Source organism: Aquincola tertiaricarbonis, from assembly GCF_023573145.1.
In the GTDB taxonomy this organism is placed as follows: Bacteria; Pseudomonadota; Gammaproteobacteria; order Burkholderiales; family Burkholderiaceae_C; genus Aquincola; species Aquincola tertiaricarbonis_B.
Genome location: NZ_CP097636.1, coordinates 3,408,151 through 3,426,367, shown reverse-complemented (window position 1 = coordinate 3,426,367; position 18,217 = coordinate 3,408,151). Strand labels below are relative to the sequence as shown.

The window sequence follows — 18,217 nt, the reverse complement described above, 5'->3', positions numbered from 1 at the left end:
ATGCAAAAAGTTGAACCCGCCAGTGTATCGAGCGAGCTGTTGGCGCACTTGCGCCAGGACATCGGCCGCGCGGGCGGCTGGTGGCCGTTCGACCGTTACATGGCCGCCGTGCTGTACACGCCGGGCCTGGGCTATTACGCCAACGGCAGCGTGAAGTTCGGCGCCATGCCGTCCTCGGGCAGCGATTTCGTCACCGCGCCCGAGATGACGCCGCTGTTCGGCCAGGCGCTGGCGGTGCAGCTGCGCCAGGCGCTGGACGCCACCGGCACCGACGAGCTGTGGGAGTTCGGCGCCGGCTCCGGCGCGCTGGCCGCATCGCTGCTGCAGGCGCTGGGCGACCGGGTGCGCCGCTACACCATCGTCGACCTGTCGGGCAGCCTGCGGGCGCGCCAGCAGGCGCGGCTGGCCGCGTTCGGCGACCGGGTGCAGTGGGCGGCCGAGCTGCCGGCGCAGATGCAGGGCGTGGTGGTGGGCAACGAGGTGCTGGACGCGATGCCGGTGCAGCTGCTGCACTTCGACGGCCAGCGCTGGTGGGAACGCGGCGTGACGCTGGACGCGGCCGGCGCGCTGAGCTTTGCCGACCGCGAGACCGCGCTGCGCCCGCCGGTGCAGGCGCCCTTCGTGCCCGGCACCACGGTGGAAATCCATCCGCAGGCCGAAGCCTTCGTGCGCACGCTGGCCCAGCGGCTGCAGCGGGGCGCGGCGTTTTTCATCGACTACGGCTTTCCCGAAGACGAGTTCTACCTGCCGCAGCGCACCGGCGGCACGCTGATGTGCCACCGCCTGCACCGCGCCGACACCGACCCGTTGGCCGACCCGGGGCTGAAGGACATCACCGCCCACGTCAACTTCACCGGTGTGGCGCTGGCCGGACAGGACGCCGGGCTGGAAGTGCTGGGCTACACCTCGCAGGGCCGCTTCCTGCTCAACTGCGGGCTGGCGCAGCGCATGGGCGACGCCCAGGCCGCCGGCGATGTGCGCACCCTGGCCGCCGCGCAGAAGCTGGTGGCCGAGCATGAGATGGGCGAGCTGTTCAAGGTGATCGGCTTTGCCCAGGGCGATGCCTTCGACGCCATCGGCTTCGCGGCGGGCGACCGCTCGCACCGGCTGTAGGCGCGCGGCATGCGCTGGCTGCTGGTCTTCCTCATCGCCTGCCTGCTGTTCAACGGCCTGCAGCACTGGCTGGCGCGCATCGGCCTGGGCAAGCTGCCGGGGGATTTCCGCTTCATCCTCTTCGGCCGCGAGTGGTACCTGCCGGTGGCCAGCAGCCTGGTGCTGAGCCTGATTGCGATGGCAGTCGGCTACTTCATTTAGCGCTCAGACAACCACGCCGCCAGCGCCTCCGCCCGCGCCTGCGAGACGGCGTTGCCGATGCCCGGGCCCTGGAGGCCACGCGCCACCGCGTCGGCGGCGGCCTGTTTCACGTCCACCGCCAGCACCGTGCGCAGCGCAGCCGAGAGGCGTTCGCGCTGCGGGTAGGGCTGGTCTTCCAGCCCGGTGCGGCCACGCGCATCGCACTCGCAGGCCAGCAGCGCCTGCTCGAAGCGCTCGGGCCGGCGCAGCGCGTCGCAGCGTTCCAGCAGCCGCATCAGCGCGGCGGCGCCGAACTCGCCGCTGCGGTGGATGTTGCCGTGCTCGCCGGCCACCAGCTGCGCCAGCTCGCGGCAGTCCACCGGCACCCGCAGCCTATCGGCCACCTGGGCGGCGAGGCGCACGCTGCGCGCTTCGTGCGCGATGTGGCGCGGCCATTCCTGCGGCGGCGTGGTGCCCTTGCCCAGGTCGTGCACCAGGCAGGCCCAGCGCACCGGCAGCGGCGCCTGCAGTGCGGCGGCGGTGTCCAGCACCAGCATCACGTGCACGCCGGTGTCCACCTCGGGGTGGTGCTGCGGCGGCTGCGGCACGCCCCACAGCCGGTCCAGCTCGGGCAGCAGCCGCGCCAGCGCGCCGCAGTCGCGCAGCAGGCCGAACATGCGGCTGGGCGCTGGCTCCATCAGCCCGCGCGACAGCTCCTGCCACACCCGCTCTGGCACCAGGGCGTCCACCTCGCCGGCCTGCACCATGCGCCGGCACAGCGCCAGCGTTTCGGGGGCCACCGAAAAATCGGGCCAGCGGGCCAGGAAGCGCGCCAGCCGCAGGATGCGCACCGGGTCTTCCTCGAAGGCGTCGGACACATGGCGCAGCACCCGGGCCTGCAGGTCGCGCTGGCCGCCGTAGGGGTCGATCAACCGGCCGTCCTCGGCCTGGGCGATGGCGTTGATCGTCAGGTCGCGGCGCTGCAGGTCCTGCTCCAGCGTCACCGAGGGGTCGGCATGCATCACGAAGCCGCGGTAGCCGGGGGCCGACTTGCGCTCGGTGCGGGCCAGCGCGTATTCCTCATGCGTCTGCGGATGCAAAAACACCGGGAAGTCGCGGCCCACGGGCACATAGCCCAGCGCGCCCATCTGCTCGGCGGTGGCGCCCACCACCACCCAGTCGCGGTCGCCCACATGCGGCGCCTCGGGCTGGCCGGCCTGCTCGCGCAGCAGGCGGTCGCGCACCGCGCCGCCCACGGCATACACCTGCATGCGGCAGCTCCTTCAGCGGCGCGCGCAGGCTCGCAGCGGGTCGAGCCGCGCGATGCCCTGGCGGCCGCCCAGGTAGCCGGGCGCCACCTGTTCCAGCGGCGCGGGCGTGATGCCCAGCGCCTGCAGGCCCGGCAGCTGGCCGGTGGCCACGTTGGGTACCTTCATCGAATCGAGATTGTCGCCCGACATCAGCGGCTCACCCGGCAGCAGCGACATCACGCCTGCCTGCAGCCGGCCCAGCGGACCGGGCAGGCCGATCACCGGCCGTTCGTGGCCGGCCCAGCGGCCGGCCAGCTGCACCAGCTGCTTGAGCGTGTACACGGTGGGGCCGGCGCATTCGTAGGTCTGGCCGATGGTCTCGGTGCGGTCCAGGCAGCGGACCAGCGCCTCGGCCACGTCGTCCACCCAGCAGGGCTGGAACTTCGCGTCGGCGCCGGCCAGCGGCATCACCGGAAACACCGCCTGCAGCCCGGCGAACATGTTCATGAAGCGGTCTTCGGCGCCGAACAGCACCGAGGGCCGCAGCAGGGTCACGTCCAGGCCCGAGGAGGTCAGCACCGCCTCGCCGGCGGCCTTGCTGCGCAGGTAGCGCGAAGGCGCGTCGGGGCTCACGCCGAGCGCGCTGACGTGCAGCAGCCGGCGCACGCCCGCGGCGCGGCAGGCCTCGGCCAGTTGCCGCGGCAGCTCGGCATGGGTGCGGCGGAAGGCTTCTTCGTTGCCGTGCAGGATGGCCACCAGGTTGATCACCGCATCGCAGCCGGCCACCAGCCGGGCCAGCTGCTGCGGGTCGTTCACGTTGGCCTGCACCACCTCCACCGTGGGCAGCGAGCGCAGGTGGTTGCCGCGGTAGTAGCGCCGCGTGGGCACCACGATGCGGCCGCCGGCACCGCCGCTGCGGCGCACCAGCCGCTCGGCCACCGCGCGGCCGACGAAGCCTGTTCCGCCGAGCACGAGGATGTTGCGCATGGGTCTTGTTCTCCGGATGAATGAACGTGTAAAGGGTCAGGGCAGGTCACGGTCGCCGGGGCCGCCGGTGCGCGGGCCGATGGGCCCGCCCAGGCGCGGCTTCAGCGCGGGCGGCTTGCCGCTGATCAGCGCGCCGTAGACGGTGGCGTTGGACAGCACCTTCTTCACGTAGTCGCGCGTTTCAGTGAACGGGATGTTCTCGGCCCAGGCGGCGGCTTCCACCGTGGCACCTTCGCGCCAGCGGCGCGGGCGGCCGGGGCCGGCGTTGTAGGCCGCGGCGGCCATGGCCTGCGAGCCGCCGAAGTCGTCCAGCACCAGCTTGAGGTAGGCGGTGCCCAGCTTCAGGTTGGTGTCGCGGTCGGTGATCATGTCGGCGCTGTAGTCCAGGCCGATCTTCTTGGCCGTCCAGCGGGCGGTGGCCGGCATGATCTGCATCAGGCCCGAGGCGCCGACGCTGGAGCGCGCGTCCATGATGAAGCGCGATTCCTGGCGGATCAGGCCGTACACATAGGCCGGATCCAGGCCGATGGCGTTGGCCGCGGCCAGCACGTTCTGCCGCATCGGCGTCGGGTAGCGCTGGTCGAGGTCGAACTCGTTGCGGGTGCGGTCGCTGCTGTTGATGCAGCGGTCCCACACCTCGCGCTCGCAGGCCCACTGGGCGGCGGCCAGCAGCTCGCGGTCGCTCATGCCGCGCAGGCTGAAGTTCCACTCGCGCACGCCTTCGCTGCGCAGGCCCAGGCCGATGAGCTGCAGCGCGCGCTGCAGGCCGGGGTAGTTGCGGGCGGCGGCTTTTTCTTCAGCCGTCAGCGGCGCGGGGGCCGGCGGCAGCGCCAGCGTGCGGCCCAGGTCCTCGGTGGCCAGCTGGCCGTAGAAGCTCAGCGGCGAAGCGATGGTCTGCAGGATCTGCTCGGCCTCGGCGCGCTGCTTGTCGCCGCGCGGGCCTTCCACCGCGGTGGCCTTCAGCGCGCGGGCCTTCCAGTACTGCCAGCCGGCATCGGCCTGTTCTTCCACGCCCATCTCGCTGACGGCCTGCGCGGCCATGGCCCAACGCTCTGCCGCCGGGTAGCGGATGGCGGCGCGCACGGCCCAGGCCAGCGTCTCGTTGGTCCACTGCGAATCGGCAGCGCGGGGCTTCTGGTCGCGCTGGGCAAAGGCCTCGGCAAAGGCGGTCACCGCGTCGGGCGCCAGCCGCTGCGCGTAGTTGCGGCCGATCTGCGACCACACCCAACCGGCCTGGCCTTGCGGCAGCAGCCGGCCCCAGCGGGCGCGCAGCAGCGCCACCGCGTTGTCGGGGTCGTCGGCCGCCATGCGCACCAGCGCCACGGCCGTCACTTCGGCGGTGTCGTGGCCCATCACCACGCTCTTGCGGCCCAGCGGCTTGGCCGGGCTGGCGAAGGCTTCGGCGATGGCGGTGGCCGTCTGCGGGCCCAGCAGCCCAGCGGCCGAGCGGGCGACCGCCGGCTTGTTGTATTCGGCGGCGTCGCGGATGCGGGTCCACACGTCTTCCTTGGTGAACACCTTGGCCTCGTACAGCGTGGCGGCCATCAGCGCGCAGCCGTCGTCCATGTCGCGCTGGGCGCGCCAGGCGGGAAGGGCGGCGTCACGCACCGGCTGGCCGCTCAGGTGCGCGGTCAGCAGCGCGTAGCAGGTCACCTGCCGGTCGTCGTTCATCCGAAAGCGCGGGAAGTCGCGCGTGAAGTTGGCCCAGTCGCGGCGGCGGCCCAGTTCCAGCAGCCAGTCGTTGCGCAGCCGGTCTTCCACGTAGCTGCCGGGCCAGCGGGCGTAGAAGGCTTCCAGATCGGGCTGCTGAACCTCGGCCAGCCGGCTGCCCAGCTCCCAGTAGTCCACCCAGGGCGCCAGCGGGTGGCGCGTGGCCTGGGCGGCGTCGCGCAGTGCCACCAGCCGCACCTTGTCGCGCTTGCGGGCCGCGTCACGGGCTTCCAGCACCAACCCGTCGGCGCCCTGCGCCTGGGCGATGGGAGCGCAGGCGGTCGCCAGCAGGATGGCGGCCAGTCCGGTGAGGGTGGCAAGGAGGCGGGGCTTGGGCATGGGCGGGCGGTGGATGGGGCAGCGCCGGGACTGGACTGCGTCAACAGGAAAAGCACGGCCATCGGCCGCGGGAAGCACCCCGGAGTGCGGGATGGCGACAGGCGCATTTGAATGTAGCGCAGCACCTCGGCCCCGGGTTGACGCGGGGTGTGAGCGCAGCGAGCTTGGGGGCAGGCCCGACCGCCGGGCCGCCCCAAGGTCGGGCGCTCCCCCTTGGGGGGACGCGAGCGCAGCGAGCTTGGGGGCAGGCCCGACCGCCGGGCCGCCCCAAGGTCGGGCGCGCCCCCTCGGGGGGCCGCGAGCGCAGCGAGCTTGGGGGCAGGCTCAGTCCGGCTCGCCCACCGCCCGACGGGTTTCGCGGGCTTGCTCGATCACCCAGTCGATGAAAGGCCGCAGCTCGCTGCGCTGCAGCGCCGCCTCGCTGTGCACCAGCCAGTAGGTGAAGGGTGAGCGCTCGCGGCCGGCGTCGCCGAAGGGCTCCACCAGCTCGCCGCGCTGGATGGATTCCTGCACCAGCGCCAGCCGCGCCAGCGCCACGCCCTGGCCCGACAGCGCCGCCTGCACCTGCTGGTGGGTGTAGTTCATGTACAGCCAGCGCAGCGGCTCCTGGTGCGGCAGGCCGCGCCGGGCCAGCCAGTAGCGCCAGCTCAGGTACTCGGCGCTGGGGCGCTGGTCGTCTTCTTCCAGCAGCGTGTGGCGCGCCAGGTCGGCCGGCGCTCGCAGCGGCGGCGCCTGGCCGCGCTCGGCCTGCTCGGCCAGCGCCTGGCCCACCACCGGCGTCAGCACCTCGCCGAACAACTTGGTGGCACCGGGCGGCGCGTCGTTGGGGTGGCAGTAGCGCAGCGCCACGTCCAGCTCGGGGTCGTCCATGTCGGCCAGCACGTCGGAGGCGGAGATGCGGATGTCGATGTCCGGGTGCAGCCGCTGGAAGGAGTGCAGCCGCGGAATCAGCCACAGCGAAGCGAACGAGGCGAAGGTGGTGACGCTGACGTGCCGGCGGCCGCTGGTGACGCGGATCTGCCGCACCGTGGCGTCCAGCCGGTCGAGCAGCGGCGCCACCGTGCGCAGCAGCGTGGCACCCGTGCCGGTGAGTTCCACATGCCGGGTGCCGCGCAGGAACAGCACCGCGCCCACTTCGTCTTCCAGCGCGCGGATCTGGCGGCTGATGGCGGATTGGGTGAGGTGCAGTTCTTCGGCGGCACCGCTGAAGCTGAGGCGGCGAGCCACCGCCTCGAACGCCCGCAGCGGGCCGATGGCGAGTGGACGCTGGCGCAGCCTATTCATGATCGTTGAGCATCAATGGAGCATGAATCCATCATTCGACAGAAAGGGGTGCGGTGGACAGAATTCCCCTCACACCACCAGCCCAGCGAGTATGTCATGACGCAATCATTCATGAGCTTTCCTCAAGCCGCCTCGGCCTCCGGTCAGGCTTGCGCATGGTCGGTCGTGCTGCCGGCCGGCACCGCGCGCACCATCCCGGCCGCCGGCCATGCCCGCTGGGTGGCCGTGACCGAAGGCCGCGTGTGGCTGACGCTGACCGACAGCCCCGACGGGGCCGCAGGTGACGTGTGGCTGCAACCCGGAGAAGGCTTTGCGCTAGGCGCCGGCATCGCCGCCGTCGTCGAAGGCCGCGGCGCCGCCAGCTTTCAGCTGCTGGAAGCGCCGCAGCCCCGCAAGGTGCCCGGCCGCACGGCCTGGCAACGCACCGCCGGCACGCTGGAAGGCCTGCGCCGTTCGGTGCAGTGGGGCGCGCCGGGCGCGGTTTGCGTGGGGTGAAGCCTCACGTCGGGTGAAGGTTCACCCGCGGCGCGCCCGCGGCTTCGGCCGCCCCTTTGCCAGCGCCGCCTGCAGGGCCAGCCTGGCCCACGGGGCCATCAGCGGCGGGGCTTCCAGTGCCTCGGCGGGCACGGTCCAGAAGCCCAGCTGCGTGGGCTGGCCGCGGCGGCTGTAGACGAAGGGCTCGCCGCCCGCGGCTTCGAACTGCGGCTGGGTGGCGGCGTTGACCTTCAGGTAGAGCTGCTCCTGCACCACGATGGCGATGAAGTGCTCGTCCAGGTACAGGCCATGGCTGCCGAACATGCGCTTGGCGCGCACCCGGCCCAGCGGCGACAGCAGCTCGATGCAGTGTTGGACGAAGGCATCGGCCGGCAAGGCTGGCGGGGTGGCAGCGCGCACCAGCGCAGTCTAGGCAGGTTGTGCGCAGCCACAATCGCAGTTCCCGCCACTGTCGACCTGCCCGCCACCATGCCGATGCCCGATTTCAGCCTGGAACCCACCCGCGACAAGAAGCTGCTGCGCCGGCAGCTGCAGGCCGAGCGGCTGGCCATGATCGATCGGCATGAGCGCGCCATGCACCTGCAGCAAGTGCTGCGGGTCTGGCTGGTGACGCGCAAGGAGCAGACGATCGGCGCCTACTGGCCGATCAAGGGCGAGTTCGATGCGCTGCCCGCGCTGTACCGCTGGACAGAGGGCGCGCCCGAGCGCCGCATCGGCCTGCCGGTGATCGACCGCGAGACCAAGCAGCTGCGCTTCCATGTCTGGTACCCCGGCTGCCCGATGGAAGAAGACGCCTTCGGCATTCCCAAGCCCAAGGACACCGAGCAGTTCCAGCCGCAGATGCTGCTGGTGCCCTGCGTGGGCTACGGCCCCAAGGGCCTGCGCCTGGGTTACGGCGGCGGCTTCTACGACCGCACCCTGGCCGCCATCGAGCCGCGGCCCTACACCGTGGGCGTGGGCTATGCCCACGGCTACCTGCCCTGGCTGACGCCCGAGCCGCACGACGTGCCGCTGGACGCGATGCTCAACGAGAACGGCGTCGTCAGCGACGTCGATGCCGACGGCGGCTGACCTTCCGGAGAACGCCATGACCACTCGCCCGCATGCCCTGCCTCTTCATGTCAGTCGGCCCCTGCGATGGGCGATGGTGGCGGTTTGCGCCACGCTGGGGGCCGTGGCCCCGGCCGCGCGGGCGGTGGTGCTGTACGACCCGGCGAGCGGCAGTCTGCCCGCGGCACAGGGCTGGCTGACCAGTGCCACCAGCGGCGCGGCGGCGGGCACGCAGACCTTGAGCGGCGGCCGGCTGGCGCTCGACACCACCGGCAGCGGCGTGGTGGCCTTCGGCAACGCCCGGCTCAGCCCGGTGGCGCTGGACGCAACCGCCGGCTATGCGGTGGACTTCTCGCTGCAGGTGCTGGCGGAAAGCCATGCCAGCCCGAACCGCGCCGGCTTCTCGCTGCTGCTGGTGGGCAGCGATCCGGCGCAGTCGGTGGCGTTGTCGTTCTGGCAGGACCGGGTGTGGGTGCCGACGGTGGATGCATCGACGGCCGACCGCTTTGTGCACGGCGCGGGCGCAGGCTTTGACACCACGGCGGCCTTCACCGATTACCGGCTGCTGGTGCAGGGCGGTCGCTACAGCCTGAGCGCCGGCGGCCACGCCTTGTTCAGCGGCACGCTGCAGGACTACCGCAGCGGCGGCCTGCCTTACACGGTGCCCAACCTCGTGTTCTTCGGCGACGACAGCAGCCGCGGCAGCGCGCAGGTGGCGCTGGGCGCGATCAGCATCTCGCCGGTGCCCGAGCCGGCCAGCGCGCTGTTGCTGCTGGCCGGGTTGGGCGTGGTGGTCGCCTTCGGGATCAAGTCACCCGCCCGCCGGGCCGCCCCAAGGGCGGGTGCTCCCCCTCGGGGGGGGCGCGAGCGCAGCGAGCTTGGGGGCACTTAAACCCCCAGCTTGAGCCGCCTGCACAGCTCCAGCGTCAGCGCGCTCTGGTTCATCGTGTAGAAGTGGATGCCCGGCGCGCCGCCGGCGATCAGGCGTTCGCACAGCGCGGTGATCACGTCCAGGCCGAAGGCGCGGATGGAGGCAGCATCGTCCATGAAGCCTTCCATCTTCATCGCCACCCAGCGCGGGATTTCGATGCCGTCGCGCTGCGCGAACTGCGCGATGCGCGCGAAGTTGTGGAAGGGCATGATGCCCGGCACCACCGGTGCTTCGGCGCCCAGCTTGCGCGTCTGCTCCACGAAGTGGAAGTAGGCGTCGGGGTTGAAGAAGAACTGCGTGATGGCGGCGTTGGCGCCGGCTTTCACCTTGTCGGCGTAGTGCTGCAGGTCGCGGGCCGCGTAGCGCTGCTCGGGGTGGTATTCGGGGTAGGCCGCCACCTCGATCTGCCAGTCGTCACCCTGCGTCTCGCGGATGAAGCGCACCAGCTCCGACGCATAGCGGAACTCGCCCGCGGTGGCGGTGCCGCTGGGCAGGTCGCCGCGCAGCGCCACGATGCGGCGGATGTTCTGCGCGCGGTAGGTGGCCAGGATCTCGGCGATGTTCTGCCGCGTGGAGCCCACGCAGGACAGGTGCGGCGCGGCCTCGAAGCCGGCCTTGGCGATGGCGCTGACGGTGGCCAGCGTCTTGTCGCGGGTGGCGCCGCCGGCGCCGTAGGTCACGCTGAAGAACTCGGGCTTCAGCGCGCCCAGCTCCTGCACCACGGTCTTGAGCTTCTCGTCGCCCACCGGGGTGTTGGGCGGAAAGAACTCGAAGCTGATCGGCACGGTGTTCATGGGTGTGTCTCGCTAGGTGCTTCGTGCGTGCACGAAGAATTCGGTATTGCCGTCGCCACCGGCGATCGGGCTTTGAAAGTAGTCGGCCACCTGCAGGCCCTGGGCCACGCAGGCGTCGCGCAGCCGTTGTTCCACCACCGGGTAGGAAGCGGCGCTCTTGACCAGCCCGCCCTTGCCGATCTGCTGAGGCTGCAGCTCGAACTGCGGCTTGACCAGCATCAGCAGATCGCCCTGCAACAGCGGCGCCAGCGCGGGCAGCACCAGCGTCAGCGAGATGAAGGACAGGTCGCCGACGATGAGGCTGAAGCGGCCGAGCGAAGCATCGAGGTGGCGCGCATTGACGCCTTCGATGGCCTGCACCCGCGGGTCTTGCCGCAGCCGCGGATGCAGCTGGCCATGGCCCACGTCGATGCCGGTGACCTGCGCCGCGCCGCGTGCCAGCAGCACGTCGGTGAAGCCGCCGGTGCTCTGGCCCACGTCCAGGCAATGCCGCCCGCTCACGTCCAGCCCGGTGTGGGCGAGGGCACCTTCCAGCTTGAGCCCGCCGCGCGACACCCAGCGCAGCTCGGCGTCGTCGGTCAGCGTCAACACGCTGCCCGGTGCCAGATCTTCACCGGCCTTGCGCACCACGCGGCCGCCTTGCGGGCCGGGCACCTGCACCGCCCCACGCTCGATCAGCCGCTGGGCGGCCGAGCGGGTGGGGGCCAGGCCCTGTTGCACCAGGAGGAGGTCTGCGCGCATCGCGGCCCTCAGCCCAGCGTGGCCAGGTGGCGTTGCGCTGCCTCGCCCAGCTTGCGGTCGAAGGTGAGCAGGGGGCAGCGCAGCGCCGCGGCCAGGGCCAGGTAGCCAGCGTCGTAGGCCGACAAGGCATAGCGTCCGGCCAGCGCCAGCACCAGGCGCAGGTCCACCTCGGCCCGCTGCAGCGCCAGGCGGCCGAAGTCGTCCAGGGCCTCACCCGCCGCCGCTGCCGGCACGCCGCGGCGCACCTTGGTGGCGGCCACGCTGGCCACTTCCCAGTCGATCAAGGTGGGGGCATGCAGGGCACGGCCGCTGGCGGCGGCGCGGGCCTGCTCGGCTTCCGGCTCATCGAACAGCAGCGCGCACACCAGGCTGGCGTCCACCACGGCGGGCGGGCGAGCCTGGTACACCGGTGCCGGCTCGGCCACCAGCAGCGGGCGTGGCGCAGCCTCAGCGGCCATCGGCCTCGTCACGCAGGGCGCGCACGATGTCGGCCGAGCGGCCACCCTGCGCCGCCAGACCGCCGAAGCGGCTGCGGGCGCGCTGCGCCAGGTCGTCGAGCGTCAACCGGTCCGCACCAGGCGGCGCCTGCAGCCGTGCGGCCACGGGCGGCACGCCGGCCGACGAGGCCGCTGTGTCGTCGCCCACGGCGGCGCCCAGCAGCGCCATCAGCTCGCCTTGCAGCGAACGGTGATGGCGCGCCGCACGCTCGCGCAGGCGCTGTGCCCAGGCGTCGGGCACCCCTTTGATGGACAGGTTGATGCTCATGGCTGCCTCGGTTCCGCAATGGCGCCATTTTGGAGCCATTGCGGGCCGATGTCAGTACCGGTAGGTGTCCGGCTTGTACGGGCCTTCCTTGGACACGCCGATGTAGGCGGCCTGCTCGTCGGTCAGCTCGGTCAGCATGGCGCCCACCTTCTTCAGGTGCAGGCGGGCCACCTTCTCGTCCAGGTGCTTGGGCAGCACGTACACCTGGCCGGCCTGGTAGGCGTCGGGGCGGGTGAACAGCTCGATCTGGGCGATGGTCTGGTTGGCGAACGAAGAGCTCATCACGAAGCTGGGGTGGCCGGTGCCGCAGCCCAGGTTCACCAGGCGGCCCTTGGCCAGCAGGATGATGCGCTTGCCGTCCGGGAAGATGACGTGGTCGACCTGCGGCTTGATCTCTTCCCACTGGTACTGCTCGAGCGACGCGACGTCGATCTCGTTGTCGAAGTGGCCGATGTTGCAGACGATGGCCTGGTCCTTCATCGCGGCCATGTGCTCATGGCGGATGACGTCCTTGTTGCCGGTGGTCGTCACGAAGATGTCGGCCTTGTCGGCGGCGTACTCCATGGTCACGACCTTGTAGCCTTCCATCGCGGCCTGCAGCGCGTTGATGGGGTCGATCTCGGTCACCCACACCTGGGCGCTCAGCGCGCGCAGCGCCTGGGCCGAGCCCTTGCCCACGTCGCCGTAGCCGGCCACCACGGCCACCTTGCCGGCGATCATCACGTCGGTGGCACGCTTGATGCCGTCCACCAGCGATTCACGGCAGCCGTACAGGTTGTCGAACTTGCTCTTGGTGACCGAGTCGTTGACGTTGATGGCGCGGAACAGCAGCGTGCCCTTGGCGCTCATCTCCTTCAGGCGGTGCACGCCGGTGGTGGTCTCTTCGGTCACGCCGATGATCTGCGCGCTCTTGCGGGTGTACCAGCTGCCGTCCTCGGCCAGCTTGGCCTTGATGGCGGCAAACAGCTCGCGCTCTTCTTCGCTCTTGGGGTCGGCGATCACCGACAAGTCCTTCTCGGCCTTCTGGCCCAGGTGCATCAGCAGCGTGGCATCGCCGCCGTCGTCCAGGATCATGTTCGGGCCTTCGCCTTCGGTGCCCTTGCCGCCGAACTCGAAGATGCGGTGGGTGTAGTCCCAGTAGTCGCGCAGGGTTTCGCCCTTGTACGCGAACACCGGCGTGCCGGTGTCCACCAGCGCCGCGGCGGCGTGGTCCTGCGTCGAGAAGATGTTGCACGAGGCCCAGCGCACCTGGGCACCCAGGGCCTGCAGCGTTTCCACCAGCACGGCGGTCTGGATGGTCATGTGCAGCGAGCCGGTGATGCGCGCGCCCTTGAGCGGCTGGCTCTTGGCGAATTCTTCGCGGATGGCCATCAGGCCGGGCATTTCGGTCTCGGCGATCTTGATTTCCTTGCGGCCCCAGGTGGCAAGCGACGGATCGGCGATGGCGTAGTCTTGGGTGGGCTTAAGTACGGCGTTCATGTGGGCTCCAGGTCAACGGGCCCGCCGCATCGTGCACAAGGGGGAGGTTCAACCACTCACCCAGGCCACGACGCGTGCGGGTGAGCGCTGTTGCTGACCGCTGGCGGCAGGGCTGCCGCGGCGGGGTCCGAGCCTGGGGCACTGGATGTGCCTTGCAACGCTCCTCGGAATGGGGGGATTGTAATCAGCCGGGAAATGGCTGCCGTGACAAAAGCCGCGGGAAAAGCCCGGGCGTTCCGGGTCAATTGCGTGTGCAAGACTGCACGGATGCCTGACAGCAGCAACTCAATTTCCTGGTCGGCCGCACCTGCCGAAGCCCTGGCCGACGTGCTGGGCGTGTTCACCGACATCGACGACACCCTGACCGAGGGGGGCGCCATCGATCCGCCCGCACTGGCGGCGCTGCAGGCGCTGCACGCGGCGGGCGTGCCCGTCATCGCCATCACCGGCCGCCCGTTGGGCTGGAGCCGCGAGCTGGCCGCCACCTGGCCCTTGCGCGCAGTGGCCGCCGAGAACGGCGCGGTGGCCTTGCTGCGTGAGGCTGATGGCTGGCGCACGGTGTATGCGCAGGACGAGGCCACCCGCGCCGCCAACACGCCGCGGCTGCAGGCCGCCGCCGCCCGCGTGCTGCGCGAAGTGCCGGGCGCCACGCTGGCGCAGGACAGTGCCGGCCGCGTGACGGACATCGCCATCGACCACAGCGAATTCGCCCACCTGCCGCCGGCCGCCATCGACGAGGTGGTGCGCGTGATGCGCGCCGAGGGCATGCATTGCAGCGTCAGCTCCATCCACATCAACGGCTGGTTCGGCGAGCACGACAAGTGGAGCGGCGCCTGCTGGATGCTGCGCACGCTGTTCGGCCGCGATCTCGCGGCCGAGGTGGGCCGCTGGATCTACGTGGGCGACAGCACCAACGACCAGGCGATGTTCGGCCGCTTCGCGCTCAGCGTGGGCGTGGCCAACCTGATGCGCTTCGCGGCCGAGCTGCACACCTGGCCGGCCTACCTCACGCAGGGCGAGCGCGGCGCCGGCTTTGCCGAAGTGGCCGAGCGGCTGCTGCAGGCGCGGCGCGGGTGAGCGAGCCGGCAGGCCCGCCGCGGCTGGCCACGGCCTTCGCCCTGGCCCTGGCGGCCGCCGTGTCGCTGGGACTGGCGCGCTTCTCGTACGCGCTGCTGCTGCCGCCGATGCGGGCCGACCTGGGCTGGAGCTACTTCACCGCCGGCGCGATGAACACGGTGAATGCCGCCGGCTACCTGTTGGGCGCGCTGCTGCTGCCGCGCGCGCTGGCCCGCTGGGACGCGCGGCGGGTGATGCTGGCCGGCGGCGCCGCCGCCGCGGTGGCGCTGGCGCTGCATGGCGCGGTGCTGGCGGAGGGCGGGCTGTTCGCGCTGCGGCTGGCCACCGGGGTGGCCAGCGCTGGCACCTTCGTGGCCGGAGGACTGCTGGCGGCGCGGCTCGCGCAACGCTCACCACGGCCGGGCCTGGTGCTGGGCTTGTACTACGGTGGCACCGGCATCGGCATCGTGGCTTCGGCGCTGGTGGTGCCGCCGCTGGCGGGCGCGGCCGTGGCGCATGCGTGGCAGCAGGCCTGGCTGGCGCTGGGCGGCCTGGCAGCGCTGTGCACGGCGCTCACCGCGGCGGCCACCGGCGAGCTGGCGGCCCATCCTTCGGCCGCCGGGCCGCGCCAGCCGGCGCGCTGGCCGCGCTTCGGCTGGCTGCTGGGCGCCTACCTGATGTTCGGGCTGGGCTACATCGGCTACATGACCTTCGTGGTCACGCTGCTGCGCGAGCAGGGCCTGCCGCCGGGCCGCATCGTCGCTTTCTATGTGCTGCTGGGGCTGGGTGTGGTGGCGTCGTCGTGGCTGTGGGCCGGGCTGCTGCAGCGCTTCAAGGGCGGGCAGCCGCTGGCCTTGCTCAACGGGCTGCTGGCGGTGGCCACGCTGCTGCCGGTGCTGAGTGCGCACCCGGTGGCGGTGTTCGCCTCGGGCGCCTTGTTCGGCGCGGTGTTCCTGTCGGTGGTGGCGGGCACCACCGCCTTCGTGCGCCACAACCTGCCGCCGGCCGCATGGCCGGCGGGCATCAGCGCCTTCACCATCGTGTTCGCGGCGGGGCAGATCGTCGGGCCCAGCATCACCGGCTGGGTGGCCGATGGTGCTGGCGGGCTGGCGCGGGGCTTCGTGTTGTCGGCCGGGGCGCTGGCGTTCGGGTCGCTGCTGGCAATGCGGCAGCGACCCGTGCCTTGACCGGAGTGCCGGCCTGGACGGTCAGCCCGCGCTGGGCTTTTCCTCTTCAATGAGCGGCGCCATGTTCAGCATCTGCACCGGGCCGAAGATGGTGGAGAAGGCCACGTCCTTGGCGTCGCGGCCGGCGGCGATGCGCACCAGGTCTTCCACCGGCGACATGCGGGTGGGGTCGAACAGCATCCACTCGCCGCCCAGGTAGGCCTCGAACACCGCGTGGAAGTCGGGCGGCGGTTCCTGGAACTTGGCATAGCCCACCACCAGCCGCGCCGGGATGTTGAGCGCGCGGCAGAAGGTGACGCCCAGGTGCGCGAAGTCGCGGCACACCCCGGCCCGGTTGCGGAACACGTCGGCCGCGGTGGTGGTGGCGGTGGACGAGCCCACCTTGTAGTCCACGTTGTCGTGGATCCAGTCGCTGATGGCCTGCACGCGCTGGTAGCCGGGCGGGTGCTGGCCGAACATCTTGAAGGCGGCGTTGCCCAGCAGGTCGCTTTCGCAGTAGCGGGTGGGCATCAGGTGGTGCAGCACGCTGTCGGGCAGCTCGCTCACCGGCACCTCGGCGGCGGCGGTGTTCCACACCCGCGGCTCCACCAGCACGGTGGCCGCGTAGTGCACGGTGAAGGCGCCGGCCGGTGCCTGCAGCCGCAGGAAGCGGTGGTGCTCCAGCGGATCGGGGAACACATGGCTGGGGATGCTGGGGTCCAGCGTCAGTGCCTCGGCCAGCACCTGCTGGTCGCGGCCATGTTGCGCATGGATCTGGAACAGGAAGCTGGTGGACTGCGCCAGCTGGTAGCCCAGCGTGCAGTCGATCTTGAAGCGCCTCGCCGGCGGTGGCGCAGCTCCCACGCCATTGGCGCGTGAGCGCGGCGGCTTGGCCGGTTCGGCAACTTCGATGCGGGAAGGGGGCGGGCGCTTTTTCTTGGCAGCGGTGGTCATGGTGGGCAAAGAGCGTTGGCGCTGGAGGAGTCGGTCGGTCGTTCCCGCCTGACTGCGCGGGTGGTTCATTGCAACCCCGGCCCTGCGGGCGGCCCATCGGCGCGCAGGTTCTGCCGCTGTAGGAGGGCGCCTCGCCCCGCGCAGATCACACTTCGCGTGCCAGAAATTGGTGCATGCGCTGCAGTTCTTCGTCCATCGCAGTCGTAAACCCCGCGTCTTGCGGCTGGCCGGCGATGAAGCCGACCTCGGGCAGCAGCTGCCCCTGCCGCAGGCTCAGATTGGCCCACCCGACGACTTGGTCGCGCCACAGCAGCGGCAGCGCGTAGTAGCCCCATCGCCGCCGCGGCGCCGGGGTGTAGGCCTCGAAGCGGTAGGCCCAGCCCCACAGCAGCTCGAGGCGCAGCCGGTCCCAGACGATAGGGTCGAAGGGCGCCAGCAGCCGCACCTCGTCGGCGGGCGCATGTCGGGCGCTGCGCGGGTTCTCATCCGCGGGCCACAGCCAGGTGAGGCCGTCGATCGTGGCGCTGGGCAGCTGGCGGCGCGCGTCGGCCAGCGCCACGCGCAGCTCCGCCTGCAACTGCGGAGCGCCGTAACCGAGATGGCTGACGAGCTGGCCCAGGCTGCGCGTGGGCAGTGGGGCGTACTTGTCCAGCACCAGGCGCAGCAGCGCCGCGGCCCTTTCCGCGGGCGAGCGTTCGTCGTCGGCGTGGGCGGCCACCGCATACACCCGCACGCCGGCCTCGCGCCGGGCCACCCGCAGCAGGCCGCGGTAGTGCATGCCGTCCAGCAGGTGGGTCACGGCATTGCTCTGCCCGCCCCAGGCGTTGGTGGTGCGGCCATGGTTGAAGGCCGCCTGCACCGCCTTCGGGTGGCTGGGCCCCTGCTCGCGGATGAAGGCCAGCACGCTGGCGGCGCGGCGCTGGGTGTCGGCGTCCCAGGGGCGGCGCGCGGTGCGTGGGTGCATCAGCGCCAGGTGTTCACGCGGCAGAAAGCCGTAGTTCACCAACGCGTCTTCTTCCACCGGCAGGCGGGGGTAGCGGCGCTCCAGGTCGCCGGCGCGGTAGTCGCGCACGCGGTGGCGCAGCGTCAGGTCCTGCGCGCGGGCCGGCGCGCGGATGGGATCGGCCTGCACGAAGCCCAGGCGCCGGATGGCGTCGATCAGCGTGGTGGGCCGGAACAGCGTGCGCGCCACCGCATGGCGGCGCAGGTCGGATAGCGTGACGGGTTTGGCGCGGCTCATGGCTTCGGCGCCGCGGCCAGCCGGCGCAGCTGTGCGTCGTGCCAGCGGGCCAGCAGCCACTGCGCCAGCAGCGCGCCGATCCAGGCCATCAGCATGTCCTTCTGGGTGTCCCAGGGGTCGCCCTGGGTGGCCAGGAACTCGTCGGCGCCGGCGCCCAGCGCCACGGCGGCGCCCCATTCGATCAGCTCATAGATCGCGCTGATGGCCAGTGCCACCGCGGTGACCACGGTGAACAGCCAGCCGCCGGGCCGCAGCGGCGTGTGGCGCAGCAGCAGCTCACGCGCGGCCATGGCCGGCACGAAGCCCTGCATCAGGTGGCCCAGCCGGTCGTAGTGGTTGCGCTGCAGGTCGAAGGCCTCGCGCGCCCATTCGCCCAGCGGCACGCGGGCATAGGTGTAGTGGCCGCCCAGCATCAGCACCGCCGCGTGCGCAAAGATCAGCGCATACAGCAGCGGCGTCAGCGGAAAGCGCCGGTGGGTGAACCACAGCACCGGCAGCACGATGGCCACCGGCGCCACTTCCATGACCCAGGTGCCGGCTTCGTAGGGGCGGATGCCCGAAAGGACGAGCAGCCCGATGAGGGCCGCCGAATAGAGCGCCAGGCCGGTGCGGCCGAGGGATGCGGTCATGGAGGGCAGGAGGTGCCGCCATGAAAAACGGCACCCGGGTGAGCGGTGCCGTGG

The 18,217-nt window shown here is 71.5% G+C and carries 20 protein-coding genes and 1 riboswitch; of the genes, 7 read left to right on the top strand and 13 right to left on the bottom strand.

Annotation, left to right across the window (positions count from 1 at the left end):
• Both MW290_RS30220 and MW290_RS30215 read left to right on the top strand, forming a co-directional pair.
• A complete protein-coding gene (locus MW290_RS30220) occupies positions 1-1,113 on the top strand; it encodes a class I SAM-dependent methyltransferase (RefSeq protein WP_250198045.1) in 1,113 nt (370 codons plus the stop codon).
• Positions 1,114-1,122: 9 nt separating this feature from the next.
• Complete coding sequence (locus tag MW290_RS30215; RefSeq protein ID WP_250198044.1) at positions 1,123-1,314, top strand: DUF2905 domain-containing protein; 192 nt, start codon at positions 1,123-1,125, stop codon at positions 1,312-1,314.
• Here the strand turns inward: MW290_RS30215 and MW290_RS30210 are convergent.
• The 4 genes from MW290_RS30210 to MW290_RS30195 form a co-directional block, all read right to left on the bottom strand.
• The gene (locus MW290_RS30210; protein WP_250198043.1) at positions 1,311-2,564 is read right to left on the bottom strand and encodes a multifunctional CCA addition/repair protein; all 1,254 of its coding nucleotides are present in this window, start codon (positions 2,562-2,564) and stop codon (positions 1,311-1,313) included. The two genes, MW290_RS30215 and MW290_RS30210, sit on opposite strands and share 4 nt — an antisense overlap.
• Positions 2,565-2,576: 12 nt before the next feature.
• On the bottom strand, positions 2,577-3,530 hold the full coding sequence (locus MW290_RS30205; RefSeq protein ID WP_250198042.1) for a complex I NDUFA9 subunit family protein: 954 nt from the start codon (positions 3,528-3,530) through the stop codon (positions 2,577-2,579).
• A gap of 36 nt (positions 3,531-3,566) precedes the next feature.
• Positions 3,567-5,579, bottom strand: coding sequence for a lytic transglycosylase domain-containing protein (locus tag MW290_RS30200; protein ID WP_250198041.1), 2,013 nt, complete (start codon positions 5,577-5,579; stop codon positions 3,567-3,569).
• Between the two features lie 324 nt (positions 5,580-5,903).
• Entirely contained in the window at positions 5,904-6,863 is a 960-nt protein-coding gene (locus MW290_RS30195) for a LysR substrate-binding domain-containing protein (RefSeq protein ID WP_250198040.1), read from the bottom strand.
• A gap of 111 nt (positions 6,864-6,974) precedes the next feature.
• On the opposite strand from MW290_RS30195, the gene MW290_RS30190 reads away from it, so the two are divergent.
• On the top strand, positions 6,975-7,358 hold the full coding sequence (locus MW290_RS30190; RefSeq protein ID WP_250198039.1) for a DUF2917 domain-containing protein: 384 nt from the start codon (positions 6,975-6,977) through the stop codon (positions 7,356-7,358).
• A 21-nt stretch (positions 7,359-7,379) separates the two neighbouring features.
• Here MW290_RS30190 and MW290_RS30185 read toward each other — a convergent pair whose 3' ends face one another.
• Positions 7,380-7,757: a TfoX/Sxy family protein gene (locus MW290_RS30185; protein WP_250198038.1), complete on the bottom strand. Its 378-nt coding sequence runs from the start codon at positions 7,755-7,757 to the stop codon at positions 7,380-7,382.
• Between the two features lie 75 nt (positions 7,758-7,832).
• Between MW290_RS30185 and MW290_RS30180 the strand changes: the two genes are divergently transcribed.
• Both MW290_RS30180 and MW290_RS30175 read left to right on the top strand, forming a co-directional pair.
• The gene (locus tag MW290_RS30180; protein WP_250198037.1) at positions 7,833-8,429 is read left to right on the top strand and encodes a 5-formyltetrahydrofolate cyclo-ligase; all 597 of its coding nucleotides are present in this window, start codon (positions 7,833-7,835) and stop codon (positions 8,427-8,429) included.
• Between the two features lie 16 nt (positions 8,430-8,445).
• Positions 8,446-9,300 (top strand): choice-of-anchor Y domain-containing protein, encoded by an 855-nt coding sequence (locus MW290_RS30175; protein WP_250198036.1) that lies wholly within the window; start codon positions 8,446-8,448, stop codon positions 9,298-9,300.
• Here MW290_RS30175 and metF read toward each other — a convergent pair.
• The 5 genes from metF to ahcY are packed head-to-tail and all read right to left on the bottom strand — an operon-like array spanning position 9,297 to position 13,118.
• The gene (gene metF / locus MW290_RS30170; RefSeq protein ID WP_250198035.1) at positions 9,297-10,133 is read right to left on the bottom strand and encodes a methylenetetrahydrofolate reductase [NAD(P)H]; all 837 of its coding nucleotides are present in this window, start codon (positions 10,131-10,133) and stop codon (positions 9,297-9,299) included. The two genes, MW290_RS30175 and metF, sit on opposite strands and share 4 nt — an antisense overlap.
• Positions 10,134-10,145: 12 nt before the next feature.
• Positions 10,146-10,874 carry a TlyA family RNA methyltransferase gene (locus MW290_RS30165; RefSeq protein WP_250198034.1) on the bottom strand — a complete coding sequence of 243 codons (729 nt, stop codon included), beginning with the start codon at positions 10,872-10,874 and terminating at the stop codon, positions 10,146-10,148.
• A gap of 8 nt (positions 10,875-10,882) precedes the next feature.
• Entirely contained in the window at positions 10,883-11,332 is a 450-nt protein-coding gene (locus MW290_RS30160; RefSeq protein WP_250198033.1) for a type II toxin-antitoxin system VapC family toxin, read from the bottom strand.
• A complete protein-coding gene (locus tag MW290_RS30155; protein WP_250198032.1) occupies positions 11,322-11,639 on the bottom strand; it encodes a FitA-like ribbon-helix-helix domain-containing protein in 318 nt (105 codons plus the stop codon). The genes MW290_RS30160 and MW290_RS30155 overlap by 11 nt, the downstream gene beginning before the upstream one ends.
• Before the next feature lie 51 nt (positions 11,640-11,690).
• Positions 11,691-13,118, bottom strand: coding sequence for an adenosylhomocysteinase (gene ahcY / locus MW290_RS30150; protein WP_250198031.1), 1,428 nt, complete (start codon positions 13,116-13,118; stop codon positions 11,691-11,693).
• A 75-nt stretch (positions 13,119-13,193) separates the two neighbouring features.
• Positions 13,194-13,290, bottom strand: a riboswitch (S-adenosyl-L-homocysteine riboswitch).
• A gap of 95 nt (positions 13,291-13,385) precedes the next feature.
• Between ahcY and MW290_RS30145 the strand changes: the two genes are divergently transcribed.
• Positions 13,386-14,195: an HAD-IIB family hydrolase gene (locus MW290_RS30145; protein ID WP_250198030.1), complete on the top strand. Its 810-nt coding sequence runs from the start codon at positions 13,386-13,388 to the stop codon at positions 14,193-14,195.
• Positions 14,192-15,361: a YbfB/YjiJ family MFS transporter gene (locus MW290_RS30140; RefSeq protein ID WP_250198029.1), complete on the top strand. Its 1,170-nt coding sequence runs from the start codon at positions 14,192-14,194 to the stop codon at positions 15,359-15,361. The genes MW290_RS30145 and MW290_RS30140 overlap by 4 nt, the downstream gene beginning before the upstream one ends.
• 21 nt (positions 15,362-15,382) lie before the next feature.
• Here MW290_RS30140 and MW290_RS30135 read toward each other — a convergent pair whose 3' ends face one another.
• The 3 genes from MW290_RS30135 to MW290_RS30125 all read right to left on the bottom strand — a co-directional run bounded on the left by MW290_RS30135 (position 15,383) and on the right by MW290_RS30125 (position 18,163).
• On the bottom strand, positions 15,383-16,294 hold the full coding sequence (locus tag MW290_RS30135) for a transglutaminase-like domain-containing protein (RefSeq protein ID WP_250198028.1): 912 nt from the start codon (positions 16,292-16,294) through the stop codon (positions 15,383-15,385).
• Positions 16,295-16,439: 145 nt separating this feature from the next.
• Entirely contained in the window at positions 16,440-17,534 is a 1,095-nt protein-coding gene (locus MW290_RS30130; protein WP_250198027.1) for a DNA glycosylase AlkZ-like family protein, read from the bottom strand.
• Positions 17,531-18,163: a DUF2238 domain-containing protein gene (locus MW290_RS30125; protein ID WP_250198026.1), complete on the bottom strand. Its 633-nt coding sequence runs from the start codon at positions 18,161-18,163 to the stop codon at positions 17,531-17,533. Before MW290_RS30125 ends, MW290_RS30130 begins: the two co-directional genes overlap by 4 nt.
• Positions 18,164-18,217 lie beyond the last annotated feature (54 nt).